Consider the following 4,705-nt stretch of genomic DNA (forward strand, 5'->3'; position numbering starts at 1 on the left):
CAGCCTTCGCCATCCGCAAGCCCGCCGTCGCCGTCTTCACCCTCACCGACTACGTCGCCGCCGGCACCATGACCGCCGGACAGGCGGCGTCGCTGCGCGCCGCCGTCGCGTCGCGCAAGAACATCCTCGTCGCCGGCGGCACCGGCACTGGCAAGACCACCCTTACCAACGCACTCCTCGCCGAAATCGCCGGCACGAGCGACCGCGTCGTGCTGATCGAGGACACGCGCGAGCTGCAATGCCGGGCGCCCAATCTGGTCGCGATGCGAACCAAGGACGGCGTCGCCTCGCTGTCCGATCTCGTCCGGTCCTCACTGCGCCTTCGGCCGGACCGCATCCCGATCGGGGAGGTGCGCGGCGCCGAGGCGCTCGACCTCCTGAAAGCCTGGGGCACGGGTCATCCGGGTGGGATCGGCACGATCCATGCCGGCACAGCGCTCGGCGCGATCCGGCGTCTCGAACAGCTCATCCAGGAAGCCGTCGTCACCGTCCCCAAGGCGCTCATCGCCGAGACCATCGATCTCGTCGCGGTGCTGCGCGGTCGCGGCAGCGAACGCCGCCTCTCCGAACTCGCCCTCATCGCCGGTCTGGATCCCGCCACCGGCGATTACCGCGTCCAACCCGCCGAGGCGGGCGGCGATCTCGGAGCCCCCTCATGATCCGTGTTCTCGCCACCGCCCGCCGGATGCACCGGCGCGCCCTCGACGTCATCACCTTCGCTGCGCTCTCGCTGGCGTTCGCACCGGCGGCCTATGCCTCCGGCTCCTCCATGCCGTGGGAGACGCCGCTCAACTCCATCCTGGAATCGGTCCAGGGGCCGGTCGCCAAGATCATCTCGGTCATCATCATCACGGTGACCGGCCTGACCCTCGCCTTCGGCGACACCTCGGGCGGCTTCCGTCGGCTGATCCAGATCGTCTTCGGTCTCTCGATCGCCTTCGCGGCGTCGAGCTTCTTCCTCTCGTTCTTTTCGTTCAGCGGCGGGGCGCTGGTCTGATGGCCGCGATCGTCGACCCAGACGTGCCGGGCTTCTTCGCGCCAGTCCATCGCGCGCTTACCGACCCGATCCTGATGGGCGGGGCGCCGCGGACCGTCGCGATCGCCAACGGCACGCTCGCGGCGGCGATCGCGCTCGGCCTCCGTCTCTGGATCCCCGGCGCGCTCATCTGGGCCGTCGGGCATGCCGCTGCCGTCTGGGCCGCAAAGCGCGACCCGCAGTTCGTCGACGTGGTGCGCCGTCACCTTCGCTATCCCGCATATCTGGGGGTCTGAGGCGGCCATGCTGAACCTCGCCGAATATCGTCATCAACCCGCCGGTCTTGCCGACTTCCTGCCCTGGGCCGCGCTCGTCGAAGAGGGCGTCGTCCTCAACAAGGATGGCTCGTTCCAGCGCACGGCCCGTTTCCGCGGGCCGGACCTCGACAGCGCGACGCCGGCCGAGCTGGTCGGCGTCACCGCACGGCTGAACAACGCGCTGCGCCGCCTCGGTTCTGGCTGGGCCATCTTCGTTGAAGCGCAGCGGATCACCGCCCAGACCTATCCCCATTCGACCTTTCCCGATCCCGCGTCGGCGCTGGTCGACCTCGAACGGCAGGACGCTTTCGAGGAAGCCGGCGCCCACTTCGAGAGCCGGTATTTCCTGACCTTCGTGTGGCTGCCGCCGGCCGAGGACGCATCGCGCATCGAGGGCTTTCTTTACGAGGGCCGCTCGCAGAGCGGCGTCGATCCATGGGAGCTGCTGCGGGGCTTCGTCGATCGCACCAACCGCGTCCTGCAACTGGTCGAGGGCTTCATGCCCGAGGTCGCCTGGCTCGATGACGGCGACACGCTCACCTATCTGCACTCGACCATCTCGACCCGCCAGCAGCGCGTCCGCGTCCCCGAGACGCCGATGCATCTTGATGCGTTGCTCGCCGATGAGCCGCTCGCCGGCGGCCTCGAACCGCGTCTCGGATCGCATCATCTGCGGACCCTGACGGTGGTCGGATTTCCGACCGCAACCCACCCCGGCATCCTCGACGAGCTGAACCGGCTGGCCTTCCCCTATCGCTGGTCCACCCGCGCGATCCTTCTCGACAAGACCGAGGCGGTGAAGCTGCTGACCAAGATCCGGCGGCAGTGGTTCGCCAAGCGCAAGTCCATCGCCGCCATCGTCAAGGAGGTGATGACCAACGAAGCCTCCACATTGGTCGATAGCGACGCCGCCAACAAGGCGGCCGATGCGGACCTGGCGCTGCAGGAGCTGGGCTCCGACGATGTCGGCCAGGCCTATGTCACCGCTACCGTCACCGTCTGGGACGAGGACCCCGGCCTCGCGGCCGAGAAGTTGCGCCTCATCGAGAAGGTGATCCAGGGCCGCGATTTCACCTGCATGCCTGAAGGGGTGAATGCGCTGGAGGCCTGGCTCGGGTCCATCCCCGGCCACGCCTACGCCAACGTCCGCCAGCCGCCGGTCTCGACGCTGAACCTGGCGCACATGATCCCCCTGTCTGCGGTTTGGGCCGGCCCGGCGCGTGACGAGCATTTCCAGGCGCCGCCGCTGCTGTTCGGCAAGACCGAAGGCTCAACGCCGTTCCGGCTCAGTCTGCATGTCGGCGACGTCGGCCACACGCTGATTGTCGGCCCGACCGGCGCGGGCAAATCGGTGCTGCTGGCGCTGATGGCGATGCAGTTCCGCCGCTATCGCAACAACCAGATCTTCGCCTTCGACTTCGGCGGCTCGATCCGCACGGCCGCGCTCGCCATGGGCGGCGATTGGCACGACCTCGGCGGCAGCCTGTCGGCGGGGGCGGAGCATTCTGTCTCGCTCCAGCCGCTGGCGCGGATCGACGACCAGGCCGAGCGCGCCTGGGCGGCGGAATGGGTGACGGCCATCCTCGCCAAGGAAGGCGTCACGATCGACCCGACCGCCAAGGAGCATGTCTGGTCGGCGCTGACGTCGCTGGCATCTTCGCCGGTCGGTGAACGGACCATCACCGGATTGGCGGTGCTGCTGCAATCGACCGCACTGAAGCAGGCGCTCCAGCCCTATTGTGTCGGCGGTCCCTCCGGCCGGTTGCTCGACGCCGAAAGCGAGCAGCTCGGCACAGCCACCGTGCAGGCGTTTGAGACCGAAGGCCTGATCGGCGCCGGCGCCGCACCCGCCGTGTTGACCTACCTGTTCCATCGCATCGAGGGTCGCCTCGACGGGCGACCGACCCTGCTCATCATCGACGAAGGCTGGCTGATCCTCGATGACCCCGCTTTCGCGCAGCAACTGCGCGAATGGCTGAAGACGCTGCGCAAGAAGAACGCCTCCGTCGTCTTCGCCACGCAGTCGCTCTCCGACATCGACGGCAGCAACATCGCGCCTGCGATCGTCGAGAGCTGCCCGACCCGCATCTTCCTGCCGAACGAGCGCGCGATCGAGCCCCAGATCACCGCGATCTATCGGCGCTTCGGTCTCAATGATCGTCAGATCGAGATCCTCGCAAGGGCGACGCCGAAGCGGGACTATTACTGCCAGTCGCGCCGCGGCAACCGGCTGTTCGAGCTGGGCCTTGGGCCTATCGCGCTCGCCTTCTGCGCGGCGTCATCCAAGGCCGACCACGCGGCGATCGAACGCGTCACTGCCGAGTACGGCCGCGACACCTTCACGCCCACCTGGCTTGCCGATCGCGAGCTTCTGTGGGCGGCCGATCTCATTCCCGACCTGACCAATCTGGAGATTTCATCATGATCAAGCTGCGCCATCTGGCGGCGGCGAGCGCCGTCGCATTGTCGTTGGGCATCGCCGCGCCGCCGGCGTCAGCGCAATGGATCGTCTACGACCCGACCAACTTCAGCCAGAACGTGCTGACCGCAGCCCGCGAGCTGCAGCAGATCACCAACCAGATCACGATGCTGAACAATCAGGCGACGAGCCTGATCAATCAGGCCCGCAATCTGGCCAACTTGCCGATGTCGACGCTGACCCAGCTTCAGTCGTCGATCGCCCAGACCCAGTCGCTGCTCAGCCAGGCGCAGAACATTTCGTTCAATGTCCAGCGCATCCAGCAAGCTTATACGACCAGCTACGGTTCGGCCGCCGGCACGGGCTCGACCGCCACCATGGTCGCCAACGCCCAAACACGCTGGCAGAACTCGGTCGGCGCCTTCAAGGACAGCCTGAAGGTCCAGGCCGGCGTCGTCGGCAACATCCCGACCAACTCCAGCGCCATGACCTCGCTGGTCACGGCCAGCCAGAGCGCGACAGGCGCCTTGCAGGCCGCGCAGGCCGGTAACCAGCTCCTCGCACTCCAATCACAGCAACTCTCCGATGTGGTGGCGGTGCTTTCGGCGAAGAGCCGCGCCGATGCGCTGGAGCAGGCGCGCGTGGCCGCTGCCGAGGCGCAGGGCCAGCAGAACTACAAGAATTTCTCGACGCGCAGCGGCTACCAGCCCGGCAACGTCACCATGTTCTCTGGCAATTGAGGCACGGCGATGCTGGGCCGGTCGGAGATCTTTCGCGCCGCTGCGATCATCGTGCTGATCGCAGCCTTCGTCGCGACCCTCTTCGCGATCAACCGGCGTCCCTCCACGCCGGCCGCGGAGATCGCCCCGACCGTTGCCCCGCCCGCTTCCGATGACCTCACGGCCGAGCTGCGCCGCTGCAGCGCGATCGGGCCCCAGGATGCCGAGGACGCGCGCTGCATGGCGGTCTGGGAGGAGAACCGCCGGCGCTTCT

General features: G+C 67.6%; 6 protein-coding genes. All 6 read left to right on the plus strand.

Features of this window, described 5'->3' with window-relative positions:
- Positions 1-659 (plus strand): P-type conjugative transfer ATPase TrbB (gene trbB / locus HUK84_RS10865; RefSeq protein ID WP_176640316.1); only part of this gene is annotated, 659 nt, incomplete at its 5' end.
- A gap of 26 nt (positions 660-685) precedes the next feature.
- A complete protein-coding gene (locus tag HUK84_RS10870; protein ID WP_176640321.1) occupies positions 686-997 on the plus strand; it encodes a TrbC/VirB2 family protein in 312 nt (103 codons plus the stop codon).
- Positions 997-1,272 (plus strand): VirB3 family type IV secretion system protein, encoded by a 276-nt coding sequence (locus tag HUK84_RS10875; protein WP_176640317.1) that lies wholly within the window; start codon positions 997-999, stop codon positions 1,270-1,272. Before HUK84_RS10870 ends, HUK84_RS10875 begins: the two co-directional genes overlap by 1 nt.
- Positions 1,273-1,279: 7 nt before the next feature.
- A complete protein-coding gene (gene trbE / locus HUK84_RS10880) occupies positions 1,280-3,718 on the plus strand; it encodes a conjugal transfer protein TrbE (RefSeq protein WP_176640318.1) in 2,439 nt (812 codons plus the stop codon).
- The gene (gene trbJ / locus HUK84_RS10885; protein WP_176640319.1) at positions 3,715-4,452 is read left to right on the plus strand and encodes a P-type conjugative transfer protein TrbJ; all 738 of its coding nucleotides are present in this window, start codon (positions 3,715-3,717) and stop codon (positions 4,450-4,452) included. Before trbE ends, trbJ begins: the two co-directional genes overlap by 4 nt.
- 9 nt (positions 4,453-4,461) lie before the next feature.
- Positions 4,462-4,705, plus strand: a 244-nt coding sequence (gene trbK-alt / locus HUK84_RS10890; RefSeq protein WP_176640320.1) for a putative entry exclusion protein TrbK-alt, incomplete at its 3' end; no start/stop codon positions are given.

Origin of the sequence: Nguyenibacter vanlangensis (assembly GCF_013376155.1) — a bacterium.
GTDB classification, from domain to species: domain Bacteria; phylum Pseudomonadota; class Alphaproteobacteria; order Acetobacterales; family Acetobacteraceae; genus Gluconacetobacter; species Gluconacetobacter vanlangensis.

Coding starts and splice junctions, on each gene's coding strand:
- HUK84_RS10870 (WP_176640321.1), top strand. CDS start 686: ATGCACCGGCGCGCCCTCGACGTCATCACCTTCGCTGCGCTCTCGCTG.
- trbJ (WP_176640319.1), top strand. CDS start 3,715: ATGATCAAGCTGCGCCATCTGGCGGCGGCGAGCGCCGTCGCATTGTCG.
- trbE (WP_176640318.1), top strand. CDS start 1,280: ATGCTGAACCTCGCCGAATATCGTCATCAACCCGCCGGTCTTGCCGAC.
- HUK84_RS10875 (WP_176640317.1), top strand. CDS start 997: ATGGCCGCGATCGTCGACCCAGACGTGCCGGGCTTCTTCGCGCCAGTC.